Annotated in this window: 15 protein-coding genes; 6 read left to right on the top strand and 9 right to left on the bottom strand. The window is 42.7% G+C overall.

Annotation, left to right across the window (positions count from 1 at the left end):
- Nucleotides 1-133: 133 nt before the first annotated feature.
- From ggt to K8O68_RS02540, 3 genes are all read right to left on the bottom strand, one after another.
- On the bottom strand, nucleotides 134-1,852 hold the full coding sequence (gene ggt / locus K8O68_RS02550) for a gamma-glutamyltransferase (protein WP_230895372.1): 1,719 nt from the start codon (nucleotides 1,850-1,852) through the stop codon (nucleotides 134-136).
- A gap of 377 nt (nucleotides 1,853-2,229) precedes the next feature.
- Nucleotides 2,230-3,600, bottom strand: coding sequence for a UDP-N-acetylmuramoyl-tripeptide--D-alanyl-D-alanine ligase (locus K8O68_RS02545; protein ID WP_230895371.1), 1,371 nt, complete (start codon nucleotides 3,598-3,600; stop codon nucleotides 2,230-2,232).
- Nucleotides 3,601-3,800: 200 nt separating this feature from the next.
- Complete coding sequence (locus tag K8O68_RS02540; protein WP_230895370.1) at nucleotides 3,801-4,901, bottom strand: D-alanine--D-alanine ligase; 1,101 nt, start codon at nucleotides 4,899-4,901, stop codon at nucleotides 3,801-3,803.
- Nucleotides 4,902-5,346: 445 nt separating this feature from the next.
- On the opposite strand from K8O68_RS02540, the gene K8O68_RS02535 reads away from it, so the two are divergent.
- Nucleotides 5,347-6,129 carry a formate/nitrite transporter family protein gene (locus K8O68_RS02535; protein ID WP_230895369.1) on the top strand — a complete coding sequence of 261 codons (783 nt, stop codon included), beginning with the start codon at nucleotides 5,347-5,349 and terminating at the stop codon, nucleotides 6,127-6,129.
- 202 nt (nucleotides 6,130-6,331) lie between these two features.
- Here the strand turns inward: K8O68_RS02535 and K8O68_RS02530 are convergent, their stop codons facing one another.
- Nucleotides 6,332-7,954, bottom strand: a complete 1,623-nt coding sequence (locus tag K8O68_RS02530) for a PucR family transcriptional regulator (protein WP_230895368.1) — start codon at nucleotides 7,952-7,954, stop codon at nucleotides 6,332-6,334.
- Between the two features lie 297 nt (nucleotides 7,955-8,251).
- Here K8O68_RS02530 and K8O68_RS02525 point away from each other — a divergent pair, with 297 nt between their 5' ends.
- Both K8O68_RS02525 and K8O68_RS02520 read left to right on the top strand, forming a co-directional pair.
- Nucleotides 8,252-10,195: an oxidoreductase gene (locus K8O68_RS02525; RefSeq protein ID WP_230895367.1), complete on the top strand. Its 1,944-nt coding sequence runs from the start codon at nucleotides 8,252-8,254 to the stop codon at nucleotides 10,193-10,195.
- A 14-nt stretch (nucleotides 10,196-10,209) separates the two neighbouring features.
- Complete coding sequence (locus K8O68_RS02520; RefSeq protein ID WP_230895366.1) at nucleotides 10,210-11,076, top strand: SDR family NAD(P)-dependent oxidoreductase; 867 nt, start codon at nucleotides 10,210-10,212, stop codon at nucleotides 11,074-11,076.
- A 114-nt stretch (nucleotides 11,077-11,190) separates the two neighbouring features.
- Here K8O68_RS02520 and K8O68_RS02515 read toward each other — a convergent pair whose 3' ends face one another.
- The 3 genes from K8O68_RS02515 to betB form a co-directional block, all read right to left on the bottom strand.
- A complete protein-coding gene (locus tag K8O68_RS02515) occupies nucleotides 11,191-11,901 on the bottom strand; it encodes a hypothetical protein (RefSeq protein ID WP_230895365.1) in 711 nt (236 codons plus the stop codon).
- Nucleotides 11,902-12,124: 223 nt separating this feature from the next.
- Entirely contained in the window at nucleotides 12,125-13,117 is a 993-nt protein-coding gene (locus tag K8O68_RS02510) for an aldo/keto reductase (RefSeq protein WP_230895364.1), read from the bottom strand.
- Nucleotides 13,118-13,387: 270 nt separating this feature from the next.
- Nucleotides 13,388-14,860: a betaine-aldehyde dehydrogenase gene (gene betB / locus K8O68_RS02505; RefSeq protein ID WP_230895363.1), complete on the bottom strand. Its 1,473-nt coding sequence runs from the start codon at nucleotides 14,858-14,860 to the stop codon at nucleotides 13,388-13,390.
- A gap of 288 nt (nucleotides 14,861-15,148) precedes the next feature.
- Here betB and cudC point away from each other — a divergent pair, with 288 nt between their 5' ends.
- Together cudC and K8O68_RS02495 are read left to right on the top strand one after the other, a co-directional pair.
- Nucleotides 15,149-15,700, top strand: a complete 552-nt coding sequence (gene cudC, locus K8O68_RS02500) for a choline uptake/conversion transcriptional regulator CudC (RefSeq protein ID WP_230895362.1) — start codon at nucleotides 15,149-15,151, stop codon at nucleotides 15,698-15,700.
- A gap of 174 nt (nucleotides 15,701-15,874) precedes the next feature.
- Nucleotides 15,875-16,798, top strand: coding sequence for a glycine betaine ABC transporter substrate-binding protein (locus K8O68_RS02495; RefSeq protein ID WP_230895361.1), 924 nt, complete (start codon nucleotides 15,875-15,877; stop codon nucleotides 16,796-16,798).
- 139 nt (nucleotides 16,799-16,937) lie between these two features.
- Here the strand turns inward: K8O68_RS02495 and betA are convergent, their stop codons facing one another.
- Together betA and K8O68_RS02485 are read right to left on the bottom strand one after the other, a co-directional pair.
- Nucleotides 16,938-18,629: a choline dehydrogenase gene (betA, locus tag K8O68_RS02490; protein WP_230895360.1), complete on the bottom strand. Its 1,692-nt coding sequence runs from the start codon at nucleotides 18,627-18,629 to the stop codon at nucleotides 16,938-16,940.
- A gap of 687 nt (nucleotides 18,630-19,316) precedes the next feature.
- Nucleotides 19,317-20,396, bottom strand: coding sequence for a phospholipase D-like domain-containing protein (locus K8O68_RS02485; RefSeq protein WP_230895359.1), 1,080 nt, complete (start codon nucleotides 20,394-20,396; stop codon nucleotides 19,317-19,319).
- Nucleotides 20,397-20,729: 333 nt separating this feature from the next.
- On the opposite strand from K8O68_RS02485, the gene K8O68_RS02480 reads away from it, so the two are divergent.
- The gene (locus K8O68_RS02480; protein WP_370640470.1) at nucleotides 20,730-20,945 is read left to right on the top strand and encodes a tyrosine-type recombinase/integrase; all 216 of its coding nucleotides are present in this window, start codon (nucleotides 20,730-20,732) and stop codon (nucleotides 20,943-20,945) included.
- The last annotated feature ends 107 nt before the right edge of the window (nucleotides 20,946-21,052 follow it).

Here is a 21,052-nt window from a genome sequence, read left to right as displayed (position 1 = left end):
AAGATACATTAACAGAAGAACCTTTTCTAAAATGAAAAAGGCATAAGTCCGGTTCCATCCGGACTCATGCCTGCTTGAAATTATTTAAACAGCCTGACTGTTTTTTCTTTCACCTGAAAAAGACCGGGTGATTTTATTTCTCAGCAGGCGGCTCTGTCAGACCTATCGCTGCTCCCGGACGAGGTGAATCTGCCGCACCGTAAAGTTTTCCGGTTTCAGGATCAATCAGGATAGCCTGCACATCACCAATTCTGACATCTGCTGTCTGTGTCTTAAAGCTTCTGTCAAGCTCATAGCCGAGTTCTTTCAACTTCTTCATCGCTTCTTCATTTATTCCATCTTCCCATTCCATAGACAAATCCGGGTTGTTAAATATTCTCGTTTCAGCAACTGCTTCTCTCAAATCCATTTTGTATTCAATAAGGTGCAAAAAGACCTGTACGACAGAACCAACAATAGTTGAGGCCCCTGGTGACCCAAGAGTAAAGAACGGCTTATCGTCATGATAAACAATAGTAGGGGCTTTTGAACTGACTGCATACTTTTTCCCATTAGGTTCGTTGGCCGACCCAGGTTCCGGGCTAAAATCAGTTAAATCGTTATTGAGTACGAATCCGTATCCAGGCACCATAATTCCGGAACCGAACATCCGCTCCAGTGACGTTGTACATGCGGCAATATTACCCCAGCGGTCCACAGCAGTGAAATGGGTGGTTTCCATTCCTTTTTCACTCGTATCCTGTTTCATTTCCCGGCCGGCTTCCCCTTTCTGATATTTATACGGGTCTCCGCCTTTTATTTCTTCTCTTCGAAAATCGAAGTTTAGGAGCTTTCGCCTCTCTTCCAGATACTCATCATTAAAAAGGCCTTCCATCGGAATATCCACAAAAGCAGGATCTCCCATATATGTTTGCTGATCAGCAATAGCGAGCCGCATCGATTCAGCAAGCAGGTGGTATTTTTTCCAGGATTTAATATCATATTGGCTGATTTCAAGCGGTTCAAGTATTTTTAAGAGCTGGGATACTGCAAACCCGCCGCCGTTCGGAGGAGAAGGAAATGCAAAGTCAAACTCTTTATAGCTCCCCCACAGAGGATTATCAATGGCAGCTTCGTAGCTTTCCAGATCTTTTTTCGTCATGATCCCGCCTTCTTCCTGAAGCGTTTCAATAATCGCATCAGCAATTTCGCCTTCGTAAACAGATTTGAATCCTTCTTTTCGAATCGCTTTTAATGCACGGGCGTAATCAGTCTGCCTGATCGTGTCTCCCTCTTTAAGCTTAGTGCCATTCGGCATATATATTTTTTTCGCTTCGTCCCCGAGACGGTGTTCAAACAAATCTATCGTTCGTTCCCAAAGGCTGTTTACCCGGAACTCCTCTTCTGCCAGCTTTATAGCCGGATCAACAAGCCGTTCAAGCGGCATAGACCCGTAGCGTTCATGAGCGAGTTCGAGCATCTTTGTGGAGCCCGGCACGCCCACCGACCTCGGGCTCATAGAACGGTCGTCAAATGACATTAGCTCTCCGTTTTCATAAAAAACGTCGGGCTTTACCGCTTCCGGAGCCCTCGTATGGCCGTTAACAACTTTAGTCTCGTTTTTTTCGCTGTCATAATACATAATAAACCCGCCGGCTCCTATACCTGTATTCATTCCTTCAGCCGGCCCTAAAGCAAACTGCATGGCAATGATGGCATCAATCGCATTCCCTCCGTCTTTGAGCACTTCCTCTCCTATTTCCGATACTTCATGTATAGGACTTGATACCATTCCATAATTACCGCTAACTGTATGCTCGTTGCTTCCTTCAGTTACTGTTTTCTGTTTATTAAATATGTCTTCCAAGCTCACCTGCTCCAACTCCTTTATATTTAAATGCATAATTTTATATGTTCCTACCTCTTCTTTACCCGAACAGCTTAAATTTAAATAGTTTCTCTAATCACTTTCTTTTTTTAAAAAAGATTTATGTAAAAAAAAGAAAGACTGCGTTACTTCAGGAGGTTTCTGTATTCACGGCGTTTTTTAAACCGAGCCTCTTAATAAACAAGCAATTACTTTGCAGAATTTCATACATTCTTTTATATTTATATCCTTAGTCGTTCGGAAATAAAGGGGAGGTCTGGAGAAGGGTAAATTCGGGGGAATAAAACCGTTGACATAAAAAAACGCAATAAAAAAAGAAGGACTCATTAAAACATTAAGTCCTTCTTTCAATTACACCTATATTATATAAATTCATTGACCACTTCTTCTAATTTCATGCCGCGGGAGCCTTTAACTAACACAATGTCCTCTTTCTCCACAACTTCCTTCAGTTTTGCAATCAATGCCTGTTTATCCTCATAGGCAAAAACGCAGTGATCCTGAAATTTCACTTTTGCCCCCTCTGCGATTTTCTTACCGAGCACGCCAAAAGTAAAAACATAGTCAATTTTATCAGGATCTATATCTTTTCCTGTTTCAAAATGGAAGGTTTCTTCCTCAGCGCCCAGTTCAAGCATATCTGACAGGACCACTATTTTTTTCTTGTAGCCTTTTAAATCCTGCAGCAATTCAACCGCAGCGCGCATGGATGTCGGACTGGCATTATAGGCGTCATTAATCAGTGTCACGCCGCCGTTCCCTTCAATTAATTCAGTGCGCATCCCTGTGATTTTAAGCTTTTCGAGCCCTTTTTTAATATCAGAGACTGCCACCCCAAATTTTTGGGCAACCGCAATAACAGCGAGGGCATTATTAATATTATGTTTACCAAGAACTGGGATAAAAAATTCAGCGCCATCTTCCCGGTTTGTCGTAAAGAATGTCCCATCGCTCTTCTGCTCAATTTTTACCGGAAAATAGTCATTCGTTTCAGCTCCGCCAAAGGTGATGACATGAAACGGGCTGTTCACCACTTTTTCAGTTAATAGCGGCTCATCTCCGTCAATTACAAGGGTCCCGTTTTCTCTGAGTCCTGACGTAATTTCAAATTTTGCCTCCGAAATGCCTTCACGTGAACCTAAATCCTGTAAATGAGATTCACCAATGTTTGTAATGATGGCCGCTTCAGGCTTAGCGATTCTGGAAAGAAGGTCGATTTCACCTCTCCCGCTCATCCCCATTTCCAATACAGCCATTTCGGTGTCTTCTTCAAGGCTGAGAATTGTCAAGGGAAGGCCGATATGATTATTATAATTCCCTTCCGTTTTCTGAACCTTATAAGTCGTGGCAAGCACAGAAGCCACCATATCTTTTGTGGTGGTTTTTCCATTGCTGCCGGTAATGCCGATCACTTTTGCCGGCAGGCTTGCTAAGTAGCTGCTCGCCAGATCCTGTAATGCCTGTAACGTGTCTTCGACTAATATAAGCGGCAGATCAGCAGGTGGATTCGGCTGGTCTTTTTGCCAAAGGGAGCCAGCTGCTCCCTTCCCGGCAGCGTCTCTCACAAAAGCATGGCCGTTAAAATTTTCCCCGGCAATCGGGATATATAAATTTCCTTCTCGTATCGTTCTTGTATCTTTGGATACACCCGCAATTTCCAATGAAGCGGCGCCCTGTCCGGAAACTTCTCCATTCACCCACGCAGCAATATCCTCTAATGTTCTTTTAATCATCCTCATCTCTCCTTAATATCAACCCATAGGAATTATTTCAATAAAATTCCTTAAAAATAAATTCATAATTTTTCAAAGAAGCATCACACGGCGTCCCTTACTATTCGGGCTTACACCCCGGAAGGGACACCGTCCTCATTTATTTTATACAAAAGAAGGCTGACTCACAACGGAGTCAACCTCATTCGTGTTTTCCGGGATTAAAAAGTATGTTTAATCTTCTGTTTTTCATTGTGGCGCTCTACTCCGAGCTCAACCAGTTTTTCAATCAACTGTGAATACGATAAACCTGATTCCTGCCACAGCATTGGGAACATACTGAATGGCGTAAAGCCTGGCATCGTATTGATCTCGTTCATTAGGACATCGCCTTCTTCTGTTAAAAAGAAGTCGGCCCGGACCAGCCCGGAGCAATCAAGGGCTTTAAATGACTGGATCGCCACACGCTTTATGTTTTCGTAATCGTCTGAGGTAATATCGGCAGGAATAATGAGACCTGTGCTGCCGTCCTCATATTTCGCTTTGTAATCATAAAAATCCGTTTCAGGAACGATTTCTCCGACCACTGAGCATTCCGGCTCGTCATTTCCCAATACAGCGATTTCTATTTCCCGGCCGTCGATTCCTTCTTCAATAATAATCTTACGGTCATATTCAAAAGCGAGTTCAAAAGCTTCCTTTAAGCCTTCACGGTCCTTACATTTACTGATTCCTACACTGGATCCTAAGTTTGCAGGCTTAACAAAACAAGGGTAGCCAAGCTTCTCTTCTACCTTAGTGTAGGCAGTTTCCTGGTCTTTCTCCCAGTCCCGGCGAAGGTACCATACATATTCCGGCTGCTTAATACCTGCCTGCTCATAGATGTTTTTCATCATAATTTTATCCATTCCGGCAGCTGATGCCAGTACGCCGTTTCCGACATACGGCAGGTTCAGGAGTTCCAGGAGCCCTTGTACGGTCCCGTCTTCTCCGTTCGGTCCGTGAAGCAGCGGGAACACGACATCAAGCTTTCCTGCAGAATGAACACTTTTCTCAGCCTGGTCTGAAACCGCGAAAATTCCAGGATTTAAAGCAACCGGAGAAACCGCTTCCCCGTCTTCTTTCAATAGAAGTTCCTCTACATGATCAACCGGCCCCTGGAGCTGTGCCCCCCTGGTCCACTCACCGTTTTCTGTTATATAGATCGGATGAACCTCGTATTTTGATAAATCAAGCGCGTTAATCACAGCTTTTGCAGTTTGTAATGATACTTTGTGTTCGGCAGATTTCCCGCCATATATAAGTCCAAGTTTCGTCTTCATATTCACCCTCCATAATCTATTCGCAATTCTTATTGTAAAGCATTTTCGCCCCTGGGTTAAATACTAATTTATCCTTGTCTGACTGTGCACCGGCTTATTAGCCTATTTTTAGCTAATGTATGTAGAAATTTTTATTTAGAGTATGTTTACTGGAATATATTTTGAAGGCAATTATTCAGGTCGCATCTGCAGCTGTCCGCACTACTTCCCCCGACTTTCTTTCCCTCACAACTTCTGTGGTAAACGTCTCTTTAGAGCTAATATTTGTCATTTCAAACCTGTCCATTTCGGGCTGAAAAAAAGGGGCTAGTGGTGTTTTCTATGATGGAAGCGCCTCCAAAAATAAACCTGCAAATTGGATCCGTTTTCATCGAAAAACGCTGTTTTCTTTTGGGAAAGAGAGGCGTATAGTGAAATGAGCAGCCATCTGAAAGGAAGTAAACGTATGGAAATGAAATCTCTTGAGCAGGTTGAAAAACTGGCGCTCAAAAAAGAAAAAATCTTCAATACAGGAAAAGTCCGTTATCTGATCCGGGCGATGCTTGCCAGTATGTTTATCGGTTTTGGCGTCATCGTCGCCTTTAGGACAGGGAGCTACTTCTATATGGAACAATCCCCCTGGACTTATCCAATGGCTGGCATATCCTTTAGTGTCGCCATCATTTTAATCGCCTACGGCGGAGCGGATTTGTTTACTGGCGATACCTTTTATCACACGTACGCAGCCATCCGGAAAAAGATGAAATGGAGCGTCGTCGGCAAACTGTGGACCTACACCTATATCGGCAATATTCTAGGCGCGGGAACGTTTGCTTTTTTAATTTATACAACCGGACTTTTTAATAGCCCGGAAGTCAATTCCTTTCTGCTTACCGTGTCTGAGCAGAAAATGACAGATCCGGTAATGGAACTGTTTTTTCGGGCCATTCTCTGTAACTGGCTCATCTGCCTTGCCTTTTTCGTTCCTCTTTCCATGAAAGAGGATATTGCAAAAATGGCAGCTATGATATTCTTTGTCTTCTGTTTCTTCATCTCCGGTTATGAGCACAGTATTGCTAATATGTGCACGTTTGCGATCGCACTCGTTCTGGATAATCCGGATGCCGTCTCTATCGAAGGCATGATCCGCAACCTGATTCCTGTCACACTCGGAAATATTATCGGCGGAGCAATCTTTATGGCCGTCGTCTATCACTATATTAACCGCCCTTTTTTGGATAAGGAATAACATATAACTTTTTTAAATATTGAAGTTCAGGCAGCGCCAGCTCTTTCAACACCTAAAACTTTAAAGCCCATTAATAAAGACTTTAAACAGAAACTCTATGGTTTAAGATTAAGAGAAAGGCAAAATAATGCAGACCGGCTGAAATTCTGCGGGATCCATAGTAGGCAGCTACGCTTTCCTCCCCAAAATTAAACCGTTTTAACTACCGGCTCTGCTTGCTTTCTATTGTCTGATCCATATACTTGTGGATTTTATAGGTATAACCCAGCTGAAAGATTAATTCTCCTTCAGTTAAATCCAGATTGATAATTTCATTAATTTTTTTCATCCGGTTTTTCATAGTGTTGCGGTGGATAAACAGCTTCTGCGCTGTCAAATTAAGGTTCTGGTTGTGAAGCAGATATAACTGAAGTGTGTCATAATAATCCGTTCCATAGGTCTGATCATGAGTTAAGAGTTTTAAAACGGCAGGGTGACAATAACTTTCCAGTCTCTCTTTATCAGGAAAGTTATCAATGAGTTCATAGAATCTTAATTCATCCAAGTTCATCAAACTAACCCGGGGTCTTATTCTCTTTCCAATTGCCATCGTTTTTAGCAGCCGTTCAAACACAACAGGCAGAGTGAATAAATCAGAGAAAAAGTCACTTATAATCCCTTGACAACGATGACCTTTCAAAAGTTTATCCAGCTCAAAACGTTTCTGCTCTTCTTGAACAGAAGAGCCCCTTGCGCCCTCAGAACGCGATGTATGCCCCTGGTACTCAATCATCAAACTAATAAGAATATTATCATGCACCCCCAGATAACTGTCAGGAAAGAGTGAGACAATGTCCTGCTCCAAAGTTGTTTTCTTTATTTTTCTCTCTGGAAGAGGTGATTGTCTTACTTCTTCAGGTGAAATAAGTAAAAGCCGCATTGAATGAGTATGAGGGAATTTGGCCGCTTTTTGCCGCTGTTCCAATTCTTCACGTGAATGAATAGTCTTTTTCACTAAATCAACCAGTAACTTTTCTTCCATCCTGCAATAAGAAAGAAAAGAAGCTACTTTTTTCTGTTTGAGATGATAACCGGCAAGCTTTGAGGCTTGTGAGAGCAGTTCGAGCTTTTGGGAATCCATGTCCCCGCTACAAACTGGAACAACAAGATACCCGCCATGCCTGTTTTCACTTTGGATCCGGGTCACCCACTTCATTACCGGGCTGGCGGTGCAAGTCAAAGAAAAAGGTTCATGGAGATCGATAGGCTTTATTTCATCTATTAACCGGTTAACTTCAGTAATAAATTCATAGGAACAGAATCCGTTTTGTAAATTTCTTTGCCAAATTTCGTCCGTAAGAGGCGTTTCCGTGGAGTATGCTACTACTTTAAAGTCATCATTAATCATTATTAACGGATTCTGGAGCAGCCTACCACTGACTTCAAGGAGCCGGTCCAGGGTGTCGGCTGCCAGTAGAGCCTTGAGCTGTTCATTAAATACACGCACTTTCAGCTGTCTTCTCGCAAACAATGCCTTAACCTGATTAAAAATAACAAAAATACTCTCTAATGGGGGCATATATATGATGGTACAGTGTTTTTTCAACAGTGCTTCTTTGAAGTCTGGTTTTAAAGGTTCATCTTCTACAACCAGCAACATCAGCTCAGGCTCTATTATGTCTGCAGGAATAGATGAGCTCTGCAGTATATAAAGGATATTTCTAAACGTTTTTTCTCCTGGTGTCATAAAGTAGACGTCTTCTATTACCCGGCCTTGTATCTTGCCAGTCAGCTTAATTCCCCTAAACCTTTGTTCCAGTTCCTGTACTACTTCCTTTACATTCATTCTCTTACCCCTCCATTCCCGACAATTGAACAAAAAGGGATTTATCGTCTGAAATAATTCATTTTTGTAAAAAATTCACTATAATTCATTATAATTCAATTTGTTTAATCATACTGTTCAATTGTGTGCTTTCCATACAATCGTCACAAAGTGACTGTGTGCAGTAGTTCATCATGCACAACCAACTGGGATATTCTTGTCTTATGCGAACATAGCTGTGCTCTTAAGGCTGTGATATTTTTAAATCAGAGTACATGCTCAATTATTCACAAATGAGTTTCAAGGAGGTTGAATGGAATGACATACAAGCATTTATTTTCAAAAGGGAAAATTGGTTCATTACAACTTAAGAACCGGGTCGTCATGCCGGCGATGGGAACGTCATTGGCCAGCTCTTCAGGTGAAGCATCAGCGGATATCATCCGTTTCTACGAGGAAAGAGCGAAAGGGGGATGCGGATTAATTATTACTGAAATTACAAAGATTGATGATGACTACGGTGCAGGGACCGCTAATCAACTCACATTGACAAAGCCAAGCCATATCCCCCAATTGGAACGCCTTGCCCGGACGGTACAGAAATACGATGCGAAAATCTTTGTCCAGCTTCACCACCCGGGTCGTGAGACATACAGCCGGCTGATTGGAGGCAAACAGATTGTAGCGCCAAGTGCTATTATGTGCTCCCGTACAAAGGAAATGCCCCGCGAATTAACGACAGAAGAAATCGAAGGTCTCGTGAAAAAATTTATTACTGGTGCCAAAATGGCACAAATTGCAGGTGTTGACGGCGTTGAACTTCACGGAGCACACGGTTATTTGATTAACCAGTTTCTAAGCTCTTATACCAATAAAAGAACAGATAAGTATGGCGGGCATTTTGTGAATCGTATGCGGTTTATTACAGAAATTATTGTCGGCATTAAACATATTTGCGGGAAAGATTTTCCTGTAAGTGTGCGACTAAGTGCTGATGAGTTTGTGGAAGGAGGCATGAAACTTCAGGACACTATTAAAGTGGCGAAGTATCTCGAGAGCATCGGTGTGGATGTTCTGAATGTCAGCTGCGGCACGTATGAATCCGGCGTGACGATAGTAGAACCAGTCTCTTATCCGCAAGGCTGGAAAAAGCATTTAGCAAAAGGGATTAAAAATGAAGTAAATATTCCTGTTATTGCTGTAAGTGTCCTTCGGGAACCTGCGTATGCAGATCAGTTCCTTTCGGAAGGGAATGCAGATTTCGCAGGAATCGCCCGAGGTCATTTAGCAGATCCTGAATGGTGCAATAAAGCTGCTAATGATGCAGAAGAGCAGATCCGCCCTTGTATATCCTGTCTGCATTGCATGGAAGAACTCAGCCAAGGCGGCACAGTTAAATGTGCTGTAAATCCTAGAATGAGCAGGGAAATTGAGTTCTCGGGCCTGATTCAGAATGGCGAGGGACGAAAAGTTGTTGTTATTGGCGGGGGACCTGGCGGTATGGAAGCAGCCCGCACCTTAAAACTGAAAGGATTTGAACCAATTCTTTTTGAGAAAGAAGAACACCTCGGAGGCGCACTCCGTCTCGCCGGTAAGCCTAATGGCAAGGATAAAATGACATGGTTTGTAAATTTCCTGGAAAGAGAACTGAAGCGGTTGGACGTTGACATTCGACGGGGAAGTGCCCCTGCTATTGAAGAGGTGGAAGCACTTGAACCATACGCAGTGTTTTGGGCAGCTGGTGCAGAGTCTGTCGTCCCACCTGTCCCGGGTTCAGAGGGACCGAATGTCGTAACTGCGCACGCTGTTCTGGATGGAAAAGTCCCTGAGATGACCGGTAAAAACATAATCGTTGCAGGATCAGGGATGACCGGATGTGAAACAGCAGAATTTCTTGGTGAAAAAGGAAATAAGGTGACATTAGTTGAAATGAAAGAGACCATTGGAAACGGAATTTATGCTCCCATTTTATTCGATATTAAGCAGAAGTTGCAAAAATACAAGGTCAACGTCATAACTCAACAGCGCCTTGCTGCAATTAATGACCATTCTATAACTGTTACTCACACTGTTACCGGTAAACCCCAGTCCATTGATGCCGATTATGTCGTTCTATCCTTAGGAGTAAAACCGAGGACAGGACTGCTTGCAGAGCTGGAAGAAAGATATTCCAGAGTCAGAATAATCGGTGATGCTGTGGTAGCAGGAAGAATTTCAGACGCAGTCAGACAGGGCTATGAAAAAGCATTCGTTTTATCCTAAGAGGAGGTTAAATTATGAAAGAATTTAAAGGGAAGACAGCGGTAATCACCGGAGCAGGAAACGGCTTCGGTGTGGAATTTGCTATAGAGTGTGCTAAACGGGAAATGAAACTGGTTCTTGCTGATATCAATGAGGAAGATTTAAAAAGGACGGAACAGGTGATAAAGGAGATGGGCGTAGAAGTAATCGCTGTCCCTACGGACGTTTCCCTCTATGAGGAGGTCGCTCATTTAGCAGAAAAGACAGTGGAAATATTTGGATCAGTGGATTTGCTCTTTAACAACGCCGGTGTTGTAGTTCCAGGTCCTATCTGGGAAATCCCTGTGAAAGACTGGGAATGGATCATGGGTGTCAATGTGAACGGGATAGCATTCGGTTTAAAAGCCTTTATTCCTGTGATGCTGAAACAGGGGACGCCCTGTCATATCGTGAATACAGCTTCTGTAGCAGGTTTGTTAACTACACCGAATATGGTAGCTTATCATGCGAGTAAACACGCTTCGGTTGCTTTAACTGAATCAGTCGCCATGCAGCTCGAAGCGGCCAATTCAAAAATCGGTATGTCGGTATTCTGCCCGGGATTTGTGCAGACCGACCTGCATAACTGCGACCGGCAGCGTCCCGAACGATATGCAATTACATCTGATGAACCGTACTATCAAAGTCCAACATACAGAGCGGGTCTTGAACGGGCAAAACACGTCATTACAACTGGTATTCCAATCGATTCTATTAGTCAGAGCGTCTTTATAGCTATTGAGGAAGAGCGCTTTTATATACTTACCCACCCTCAATATAACCTGGTGATTGGAAAGCGTGTGAAAGAAATGATTGAAGGCCAAAACCCTGATACACAGTTCTTTTTGAAAGCTAAATCCTAATAAAACTACGGGACCTGGGCAGCTGTTTACTGCAGTGTCAGGTCCCTGTTCATTTTGTTGTTAAATTCTTTATTATTAAATGAGCACTTTCTTCATAATCATAAAAAACCCCGCTTACCACTCAAAGAAAAACTTTAATGACATTGTAAGCACGGTATATGAAAATACGCCAATGGTAAACGTGAAATAATGTATTTCCTTTTCATTGGGCAACTCGTTTTTAAAGACATTAAAGATCATTGCCCCAGAGATAAAGGCAAATACTATGGCTTTTATTAAAGGATTAAGTTCAACCGTCAGGGCAAAAATCCAGCCGATCACAATCCCGCCGGCCAGTATATACCGTCCCTTTTTACTGTATTCATTGGGGAATTCCCGGTACATGTCGTGGGCCACAGCGATAATATGAAGGCCGATAGCAATACTGTAAAAAAGCGCCTGGACACCAACCACATCAACAGAAAGCACCGTAAATGAAATTAACGCATTATAAAATGTATAGAAAGCAACAGCTACCCAGAACGAAGACGTATGAGAGACATCCTTCCGTCTGACAATTAGCTGTATCCCAAGGAAAACCACCACGCCCAATAAACCGACGAAATATATTTCCGACTCCATGGCAAGCGCTCTGTATTTCTCCTCAATATTTGCCTGCTCCTGGTGAAGGGTCGGCAAAAGATAAACAAAGACATAAGAAACTGCCAGACCGCCTGAAAATGAAAACCAGATCAGCCGTTTGATCCGTTCCGCAGGCAACAAGTAATTCGCCATTAAATGCAGAAAAATAAAAACGATTCCGATAAAAAATGGAATGACATTCACTGGCCATCCCCCCCATTAGTCCAAATTCTACTTAACTTTATCATACCTTCTGCTGAAACAGAAATCCAAAAATAAGAGTTCATCTGGCGGGATTTGCACTCCACGTCGAAAAAGCAAGAGGAAGACCCCCCTTGCTTCACATCAGATGATCCTTTTTCTGTTACTTGTTCAATTGCAGCCTCTCAAAAGCGTAGCAATATAAGATAGCTGGTGTAAGTTTCAGCTACTTGCCGTCTGGAAGGGGCGCCTCTTTAGAGATGAGCTCTTTGTCCCTGAGTTCCTGCCAGAAGGCTCCGGGAATTGTTTCTTTGAATGCAGCCACGTCTTCTTTGATCCGGTCAGGACGTGTGGAGCCTGGGATCACCGCATCGACTGCCGGGTGTGCAGTCGAAAACTGAAGAGCAGCAGCTTTTAAACTCACTCCGTGCTGAGTGGCAACGTCTTGCAGCTGCTGAACGTGCTGTTTAATCTCACTGCTCACGGGTGCGTAGTCATAGTGATCACCACCGAGCAGGGCTCCGGAGTTGTAAGGAGCACCGACTACAATCCCGCTTCCTCTTTTTTCTGCAAGAGGCATTAGCTTATCAAGGGCGCTCTGATGATTCATCAAGGTGTAGTGTGTCGCCTGCAAGGATAACGTAGGCACGGTCTCCTCCAGTTCAAGGGCCAGTTCGATTGGAAGCGGAAGGTTGACTCCAAGACCCCACTCACGGATGACACCTTCTTCCCTCATTTCGTTGAGCACCCGAAACGCGCCTTTACGCGCTTCATCAAAGAGGGAGATCCAATCATCGCCGTGAAAATCTGCGGAAATATCATGCACATAGACGAAATCGAGCCGGTCCGTCTGCAGACGCTCAAGACTCTGCTCAATAGACCGCTTTGTCCCATCTGCTGTATAGTCATCGATAAGTTTGTTCTGCCGGCCGTCTTCAAACAACCCTTCCTTCTCTTCCGTTTCATCGGAAATGATCCGGCCGACCTTTGTGCTTAGCACATAGTCATCACGGGATTTATTTTTTAAGAATTCTCCGAGCCGCTGCTCCGCCAGACCTGCCCCATAGAATGGAGCTGTATCAAAATAACGTATCCCTTCGTTCCAGACAGATTCAATTGTCTCCTGCGCTTGCTCTTCCGGCACATCCCGGAACAAATTACCTAAAGGCGCAGTCCCATAACCGATTGGCTGTTTTAAGAAAGTATTAAGGAAACTCATTCGTTTATCCTCCTCTTAGGAAAAAATACTGACACAGTCCTCTATTTCCTCATCCGGAAGCGTCTTAAACAAGGACGGTATTGCGCCTATAACGTAATTGTCTAATCCATACAAAAGAGACCCTCGTTAAGCGTTAACCTAACGAAGGTCTCTATTATTGCCTGAAAATATGAATATTTTTTAATTAACAGCCTATAAATAAGTTCCACTTTCTTCATATTTAATTTGCTCCCGTGATATTTTAAAGCATCAGGGCGCCGCAGGCACTTATTAGAACCATTTGAGAGGTTGAGGCTTCAGGTTATGGAAAATGTGCTTCGCTTCCGTGTACTCTTCTATTCCCAGTTTTCCGAGTTCACGTCCAATACCGGACTGCTTAAATCCGCCCCATGGTGCATGCGGGAAGTAGAGATTGAATTCGTTAATCCACACTGTTCCCATGCGCATCTTTGCTGCACAACGTTCAGCTTTTGCAATATCATTGGTCCAGACGCCGCCTGCCAGGCCGTAAATGGAGTCATTAGCAATCTTTACCGCTTCCTCTTCGGTCTGGAATTTCTCAACCGTAATGACAGGGCCAAAGGCTTCTTCCTGAACAACGCTCATCTCTGTGGTACAGTTTGTAAAAATTGTAGGCAGGTAGAAAAATCCATTTTGCAGTTCCGGATCTTCCGGACGGCTGCCGCCGGCTGCTAATACAGCACCTTCTTTGAGGCCTGTTTCCACATACTTTTCCACTTTCGCAAGATGCTCAGCTGAAATAAGCGGACCCATCTGTGTATCTTCATCAAATCCGTTTCCAAGCTTAAATTTATTCACGCGTTCAATAAGGGCGTTAACGAACTCATCGTGAATACTTTCTTCCACAATCAGCCTCGTGCCTGCAGAACAGATTTGACCGGCATGGAAGAATACCGCGTTTAGTGCCTGATCGACGGCTATGTCAAAATCAGCATCCTCAAAAACGATGTTAGGGTTTTTTCCGCCAAGTTCAAGTGCCAGCTTCTTTACATTCACGCTTGCCGTCTGCATAATCTTTTTCCCGGTCACGATGCCCCCTGTAAAGGAAATAAGGTCCACATCAATGTTTCCGGATAACTCTGCACCAACTGTGTGACCGGCGCCGAGTACCAGGTTGGCTGCACCTGCCGGGACCCCTGCCTCTTCCATCAGTTCGAATACTTTAATAGTCGTAAGCGGAGTAATTTCACTCGGTTTCATAATTAACGTATTTCCCGTTACAAGAGCGGGAGCCAGTTTCCATGACGCCTGCAATAATGGATAATTCCACGGGGTAATTTGCCCGCAGACCCCAACTGGTTCGTGAACCACCCTGCTGATTGAGTCAGGTACTGGAGAGGCAATCAGTTCCCCGCCGTCTTTATCTGCAAGCTCTGAATAATAACGGAAGACTCCGGCAATATCATCCATATCTCCACGGCTCTCTTCTAATGTTTTCCCAGTGTCCAGTGATTCCAGTTCAGCAAGTTCTTCTTTATCTCTTTCTATTAATTCAGCAATTTTTCTTACGATCGCCCCACGTTCAATAGCTGGAGTGGAAGGCCAGGTTCCCTCATCAAATGTTTCTCTTGCTGCAGCAATTGCTGCTTTTGCGTCTGTTTCGTCTCCTTCAGGAACAGTAGCAATGACTTCCTGATTAAACGGGTTAATGATATCCCGTGTGTTGCCTGAGTTTGACTCCACCCATTTACCATTAATATACTGCAGTTGTTTCGTCCTCAAATATATCAGCTCCACTTTTAATTTTTAAATTAATTTTATTAAAAATATATTTAACTTTTTAAACATGGTATCATCTCTTAGGAAGGCTGTCAAAGAAGAGAAATTAAGCGTGTCAGGTAAAAAATGTTCGTGTTGAATGGTTGCCAATTGTTAGTCAGACTTCATTTATCTCTTTAAAATTACGTGATTCCAATTGACATTTCAACTGAATTCTGTAACATATTGTTCATAAAGATTATTAAATAAATATTTAACAATCTTTACTTTTTATATCGAAGGAGCCACTTTATGAGCGAATCTGCAGATAAATCGAGAAAAAAAATAGAAGAAGCAAAAGATAAAGTGATCGGCGCCATTGCGGAAACAATGGATTTATACGGTGTTACTCCTGCTGCGGCCAATTTATATGCCACCATGTACTTTAAAGATCAGATGACACTGGATGAGATGCGGGAAGAGCTTGAAATGAGCAAACCGAGTATGAGCACCAGTGTCCGCAAGCTTCAGGAAATAGATATGGTGAAAAAAACATATACCCGCGGTTCCAGGAAACACACGTATGCAGCCGAGAAAAATTTCTTCCGTTCATTTATGGTTTTTTATTGCCAGATGTGGGAGCGCGAAGTAAATACGAACTTGGAAGCAATTGAAGAAGCACAGGAAGATTTAATTAATGTTATTAAGGACTCAGCGAGCACACCAGATGTGGTTGCAGATGCAAAAAAATACTACGATCAGCTGGAAGAGTCCAAAACGTACTATCGCTGGCTCGAAGATTTAGTTGCCAGTATACGAAGCGGCAAGATATTTGAGTATCTGCCTAAACGAGAGCAAGATTAATTAGTGAAAAGGGGTGAGGAAGTCTGCAGGGATCACATACAGGCTTCCTCAAAAATGGTGACTTCACCTACCGCTCGCCGGTTAGTGTGATAATTCCGTTTGCATATACGTTAAAAAAATTTTTAACGTATTAAATATATGCAATATATTTAACAAAAGGGGTTTTTTAATGTTATGTACAGATTGAAAAAGGAACTTAGTCTTAGTTTATCGCTGCTCACGGTTGCTGTCCTGGCAGCATGTGGAACGTCTGAAGGGGAAACAGACAATCTACAGTCAAATGAAGAATCAGAGGCCGAGTCAAATGCTGAGTCAGAAGTAAATAATGGGGAAATTATGATTTCGCAAATTAGCTGGGCTGAAAATATCGCAGTGACGAATATGTGGAAATCTATTCTTGAAGACAAAGGTTATGAAGTCGAGTTAAGCTTAATGGAAATGGGAGTGTCAATGGCCGCTTTGGAAAGCGGCGGGCTGGATGTCAATCTGGAAGTCTGGTTACCGGTTCAGGATGCGAATTATCTTGAACAATATGAGGATAGCATCAATTTTTCAGAAGAAACTTGGTATGATAATGCAAAAGTAGGGCTTGTAGTCCCAGAGTATGTCGAAGAGGTTAACAGTATTGAAGATTTAAATGAACATAGGGAACTGTTTAACGGTGAAATTATTGGTCTTGATGCGGGCGCTGGAACTATGGAAGTTACTGAAGATTTAATTAATGATTACGGTCTTGACTTCAATTTGCTTGCAAGCTCTGAACCGGCCATGTTAGGTGAACTTGAAGCTGCAATAGACAACGAAGAACCAATCGTTGTACCTTTATGGACACCGCACTGGGTGTTTTCAGCACACGATTTAAAATTCCTTGACGATCCGCAAAACATCTATGGTGATACAGAAAAAATACACCACGCCACGAGACAGGGCTTTGAAGAAGATTACCCTGAAGTGAGCGAATGGTTTAAAAATTGGAAGATGGATGATGAGGAAATCGGCGAGCTTATCGAGTATGTAGAAAGTGCCGAAGAGCCAATTGACGGGGCTGAAAAATGGATCGAAGAAAATCAGGATTTAATTGATGAGTGGGTAAATTAATAAAGTGGTAATTACTGGGGGGTCTGTCCCCCCAGCAATTACCTAAAAGGCGGATTTGAGAAGAACTCTCAAATCCGCCTTTATTAATATACAAAAAGACCGGGCTTGAGCGTTCAACCCAAGTCCGGTCCTTTTTAAATTAACCTTTTACTGTCCCTGCATCAGCAGGATGTACACCATGACGGTAGAAATCGGCATCAATCGGATCCAGCGGCTTTCGTCCAAGGATCAAATCCGCTGATTTTTCAGCCAGCATCAATACCGGTGCATGGATATTACCGTTAGTAACATATGGCATGGCTGAAGCGTCCACTACCCGTACATTCTCAAGCCCGTGAACCTTCATCGTCTCAGGATCCACGACAGCCATTGGGTCTGAATCAGGGCCCATCTTAGCTGTACAGCTTGGATGCAGTGCTGTTTCCGCATCTTTTGCCACCCATTCCAAAATCTCTTCATCCGTTTTCACAGAAGGTCCAGGGGATATTTCTCCTGAATTATAAGGTGCAATAGCCTCTTGGGACATAATTTCCCGCGTAACCTTCACCGCTTCTATCCACTCACGTTTGTCCTGATCAGTGGAAAGGTAGTTATAGACCATGTCTGGATGCTCTTTAGGATCTTTTGAGCGAATCTTTAATGATCCGCGCGCATCAGAATACATAGGTCCCACGTGAACCTGAAATCCGTGTTTAGTCTCCGCTTTTTGTCCGTCGTACCTTACAGCTAACGGAAGGAAGTGGAACATCAGATTCGGATAGTCGACGTCCTCGTTGGAACGGACAAACCCTCCGCCTTCAAAATGGTTTGTTGCTGCAGGCCCTTTGCGGCCGAGCAGCCATTGTAAACCAATCCAAGGCATTTTTGCTTTGTTTAAGTTAGGCTGCTCCGAAACTGGTTTTGGACACGCGTATTGGATGTAAGCTTCGAGATGATCCTGAAGGTTTTCACCTACACCCGGCAGATCAACGACCGGTTCAATACCAAGTGAGCGCAAGTGTTCAGCATCACCTACACCTGACAGCTGAAGCAGCTGCGGCGTATTGATAGCGCCGCCTGAAAGTATAACTTCCCCTGCATTGATTTTGTGCGTCTTACCGTTTCGACGGTATGTCACTCCGTTGGCTCTTGTACCATCGAAATCAATACTTTGTACAAAGGCACGGGTTTTGACTGTAAGATTCTTACGCTTCATTGCCGGATGCAAATAGGCGCGTGAAGCTGACAAACGTCTCCCTTTGTAGACATGCTTGTCAAAAGGCCCGAATCCTTCCTGGCGAAATCCGTTCACATCAGGTGTTCTTGAGTAGCCTGCCTCAACAGCTGCATTAAAGAAAGCTTCAAACAATGGATTTTTTGCGGGTCCGCGCTCCAGTTTAAGAGGCCCATCGTGACCGCGGTACTCATCATCCGGTTCCGAGCCTAAAGCCGTTTCCAATCGTTTAAAATACGGGAGACAATGTTTAAAGTCCCACGTTTCCATCCCCGTATCCGCTCCCCAGCGTTCATAATCCATAGGATTCCCGCGCTGATAAATCATACCGTTGATTGAGCTCGAACCACCGAGCACCTTACCGCGGGCATGCTTGACCCGCCGTCCTTTCATATAAGGTTCAGGGGCGGTTTCGTATTTCCAGTCATATAAACTTTTCCCCGCAGGAAACGGTAAAGCGGCCGGCATCTGAATCAGCAGATCCCACGAAAAATCACTTCTGCCTGCTTCAAGAACAAGCACATTTCGTGTCCCGTCTTCACTCAGGCGATTCCCGAGTACAGAACCCGCACTGCCGCCGCCAATAATAACAATGTCATAATTATTTGTATTAGTCATTTTTCAAACCTCCCTCGATATGAAGAATTGAATAAAGTCTACAAACTCTATTTACAGCATTCATAAAGATCCTCCTTAAGTTATAACCCTTACTTATTTGACAGTTTCATATCACTACCTCAGACCTTTTAGGAGAGGAAAAACTGCCCTCGTTAATTTCGTTAAATTTATATTTAACATTTTTAATATTTAAAATGTAACATAGTCTGTTTTTTTTGTAAACCTGGTTTTCGCATGACACTACCCTCTCACGCGGAACAGGCAGCTAATGATAATAAAAAAAGCTTTCCATAAGTTTGGTCAACTCGTGAGGGGCCTCCGCTAAAAAATCTAAATGCCAGGATTTCAAAACCGCGTCTTTCAACCAGCCTGATACTTCAAATATACACAAAAACCCCCTCACCAATCTCTACTTGAAGAGATCGATGAGGGGGTTTTATTTATCCTGCGGTTTCAGGCCGGAGGGGCGTTATTACATCATGCCGCCCCATTAGTCCAATGTTTTGTAGCATATTTAATGTGAGTTATAGTTGGTTAATTAATCCGTGTTATTAAAGGATTTTTCACACCCGACAATGTAACATCTTTAACGATAACTAACAGCTTAAAACAGGGTTACGTCACTCTATTGTTACTCCCATTATAAATCATTACTGCCTATAATAGCCTGTCTTTGCGGGCTATTTGCTAGGTGTTATCAATTGAACCTTGTTTATCATCGAGTCGATTCAGTTCAGTATTTATTTGAACAACCTGGTCTTTAATAGAATCAAGTAGACTTAAAAGTTGGCGAATATCTTCCTCCGCATCTTCTGCAAGGTCCCTATGCTGATCAGACGCTTGCTGGGATGCTAACTGACAAGCTTCATCGAGGTCATCATAGAGGGCTAATTCATCAGTAAGCAAATTGCTAGCCAAGTCCTGTTCATTGAATTGGGAAAGCTCACGTATAGAAGTTCGATATTCACAAAGACCCTTAACCTTCTGTAAAAGACTCAAATCCAGTAACTTAGAAGTGTGATTAAGACCATGGATTTGACTTAGATTCGTAACTTCCTCCTCCAATTCAATAATCACATCAAGCAACATAGATACATCTTCCTCTGACAAGGTGGGGGCCCAGAAGTTATAGACTTCAGTATTTTCAATAGGGTGACCTACATATGTATATAAGCCCTCCCTAATCCTGTCAGCAGCCATTTTTATTTCGGATAAAAACAATGAAAGAGTAAGTTGTTTCTCATTTAGAATATCACCAAAATATTGTTTCCCCTCTCCCTCAAGAATTGGAACCAGATTATCAACAACCAATTGGACCATATTAGGATCTCTAATTAAAATACCAGTTTCTCTGCTTCTCTGACTTTCTTCAGAGAAATTTGCCGATCCTACATATGCAATATTGTTAGTTAGGATTATTTTCGTATGGTTTTCAAAATGGAAAAAAGTAGCCAATCTATCTTCCATCTCAGGATTCAGTCTTTCCGTATATTTTTCAATACTTGCTTCTGCCTTTTCACGCGGTCGACTTCCATAATACCTATCAAACCGGCTTGGAATATTAGTGACTATTCTTACCTCTGCATGCTCTGTAGCATCCTTTAGCATTTGTAAGAGGTCTCCCCTTCTCTCAGAAATGTTATATGTTGTAACAAAAATAAAATCAGCTTCTGAAAAGTCGTTAATTACATCCTGATAGTTCAATTCATCTTTTGAAGATACAAGTTCAATCTTCCCAGGTACAAGTGGAATTCGTTGAATGCTCATGATCGGATTCTCCCTTTTTATCATTTTAATAAATTGACCATAACCATAATCTCATCGGCTAGTCAATAGCAAGTTACAGGAATTACTCCGACAAAATAAAAATGGAGTACTCAACTTTTCAAAGTTGAGTACTCCATTTTTCTCCTATTATATATGTATATATGTAATCTTTCACAAAATAAATATATTTCATCTTTTCTACCATTCTAGCCACTAACAACAGAAAAGAATACTAGCTTTTAACCCCAAAAACTCCAACAGCAGTAAGGATCATTGATGTTGATGAGACTGTGATTAATGAGATGAACAAGCATAAATTAGTTAAAACAAACAATGATGAAGCATCGAGATATTTACCATAATGATGATTTAGTTTTTGCAAGCATTGATGAGGAACTACCTGGTTACCCTCTTTATGTTAAGAAGATAGAGAATCGTATGAGGCGTTTATTAAAATTAGCAAAGTTAAATATTGAACTCACGCCACACTTCTTGCGTCACACTCAAACATCTCTTTTAGCTCAGGCAGGTGTGAGCTGTTACTGCTAATGATTTCTGACCTGAAACTACCAACGTATTTTGTCTCATTTTTGCTATTTAATATGTCCCTATTAATAAATAGATATAGAGGGGAGTTAGACTCACCCTCTTTTTTT

This window comes from Salipaludibacillus sp. CUR1 (assembly GCF_021028955.1).
GTDB lineage: Bacteria > Bacillota > Bacilli > Bacillales > Salisediminibacteriaceae > Salipaludibacillus.
Note: the sequence above shows the minus strand (reverse complement) of the source record. Positions and strands in the feature narration are given on the sequence as shown.